Annotated in this window: 2 protein-coding genes; one reads left to right on the forward strand and one right to left on the reverse strand. The window is 54.0% G+C overall.

Going from position 1 to position 2244, the window contains the following annotated elements:
- The first annotated feature begins 135 nt into the window (after nucleotides 1-135).
- Nucleotides 136-411 carry a hypothetical protein gene (locus AN233_RS11620; protein ID WP_004514830.1) on the forward strand — a complete coding sequence of 92 codons (276 nt, stop codon included), beginning with the start codon at nucleotides 136-138 and terminating at the stop codon, nucleotides 409-411.
- An 11-nt stretch (nucleotides 412-422) separates the two neighbouring features.
- Here the strand turns inward: AN233_RS11620 and AN233_RS11625 are convergent.
- Nucleotides 423-2244 (reverse strand): phospholipase D-like domain-containing protein (locus tag AN233_RS11625; protein WP_058366951.1); only part of this gene is annotated, 1822 nt, incomplete at its 5' end.

The raw sequence follows: 2244 nt of genomic DNA on the forward strand, positions 1-2244 counted from the left end.
CGTAGTGGGATGCGCGGCGGTGGAAGTGCCCGTCGTCCCACCTGGAATGCTTGGGAGTTGCCAGTTCCATCGGTGGCACTACTCCCTTTTCTGAAGGGGCGGACATTGATTACCGTAGCCGAATGAAGGAGACCTATGGCCAGAATCACGCAATCGACCCGACTAAGCCGGGTTCAGCACATCGTCGGTAGCGGAACGGGGGTGCTCGACTTCGCAGTAGATGGGGAGGACGACTACTACACGTGGGACGGCAATGAAGACGCTGATTGGGAGGTTGAGGATGTGGCTTCCATTCAGAATATCGACGAAGATCGGTACATTATGTATCCAGAAGGGGAATTCTTCGTTTGCGAAATCGAATCACAGGGCGAAGAGAAGAACACCGGGCCAGTTCACTGTTGGTGTGAGTAGACGGTGAATCCTCAACTGTAGTAGGTTGGTACAAGTTGATGATTCGGCACCTCTTGTAGGCGTTCAGTGGATAGTTCATCGGATTCAGCGAGATCCCACACAATATCGAAGAACTCGACGGCAGCATCAACGAACTGTATTCGTTCTGTATACACTCCGCACTCGGGGTTCCAATCGTAGCTGTTCTCCATAAAGTTCGCCGAACCGAGTAATGCTGCGCCTTCTTCTGGTCTCCCGATGGTCTGAACCTTCCCGTGGATGCCGAATTCACCAAGGTCACGGAAATCCATGTCTGGAGTTACCCGCTGGTGCTGTTTGAAGCGCGAATAGCTACGTATCGTGACCTGCTCGCGATGTTGCTTAATTTCGCTGAGCAGGTTCTGCTGTAGACGCCGCCACTCCCAGGGTTCTTTCGTGTGGCGGGTCAGCAATCGTAATTCGAATCCCTGTTGCAGGAGGCGCCGTATCTGGGAGACGTATTCGTTGAACGTGTCGTCGTCAAACGGAGTCATAATCCGGAGGACCTTGTCGTCGAGATCGCGTTCGAGCCCGAGGCTGAACAGGCGGTCGGTCATCGCCGTGTACGACCGCATCCCAGCAGGTCGATTTTCGTGCCAGCGCCGTAACCTCGCTCGTTCCCGTCCAAGACCACGAGAATCCCCCACGTAGTCGTCCATCTTCTTCTCGCCGAGAGCGTCAGGATCAACGAGGGTAAATGTGAAGTACGCTGGCGCAACGTCACCGTCGGAAAGAGAGTCGTAATCTTGAGCAATAATGGCGTCAGTAGCAATTGGTGACAATGTCGTCACTGACGCTCGGGACAGAACCTTGATTCGCCGCTTGACTGCTGCGCACCGATCGATGAGATGTGTGGTGTACTGCTCTTGGAGACTGCTGCCGTCAACCTGGGCCGGAACAGTAGCAAATTCGATGACCTCGTTGCCATTGATTTCGCAATCGACGCCGGGAACTTCGGACAGGACCTGATAGAGTTCATAAGGCGTCGCATCGAGCCGATCGGTCACGAAGCCCAAATCGAAGGTCGAGAACCTCGAGTGGGCAGAGACAGTGGCGATGATGTTGATGAGAACGTCTCGACCAGCCTCGCTGATTTCAGTGTCACCACGAACATCAGAAACGCTGACCCGCCTTCCAACGTCGACCTGTGACAGTTCGGTTTCTACTGGTGCGGCCAGTAGGGAACGCACTGTCTCAAATTGACGTTCGTACTCGTCGTGTTGCTCCTCGATTGCGTCTTCAACCTCACTGGTGTCGTGAAGGAGTACAGCGTTATCTGCGAGCGAGGCAGCGACTGATTCCAATGAGAATGAATCGTTCGATAGTTCTCCAACCAATCGCTCCGTGATGGCCTTAAGACAGTCACCATCTTCGATACCTGAAAGCTGTGGGAGAACGTGTAGATAGCTCTCAGCGATGGCAGCTTCGGTCGGTACCTCTCTCTGTGCTTCAAGCACTGGTTCGATGCGCTCGAAGTTCGGTTCTACACTATCTGGGTAGATCGTCACGAAGCCGGCAGACCCGAGAAGCGGCCCGAGGATTGTTTCCTCCCAGTCACCCGCTAGCAGACTGTCGAACTCTCGGCGAGGTAGAACTTCATCTTCAATCCCGAGACTCGATCGTAGGACTCTCTCGGCTGTTCGAGAGCTTGCAACGATAATTGCCTGAATGAGCGGGCGTGGTTCGTCTACTGAAAGGACTAAGGCACCAGCCAGAGTCGGACGGTCTCCCTCAATAAGGTCCAGTTCGTCGAGTATCCAGTTGTGTATCTCTGTGATCTGCTTCGGTTCTCGTTCATCATTCGTCCGCAGCATT

Source organism: Haloparvum sedimenti, from assembly GCF_001462205.1.
Classification (GTDB): domain Archaea; phylum Halobacteriota; class Halobacteria; order Halobacteriales; family Haloferacaceae; genus Haloparvum; species Haloparvum sedimenti.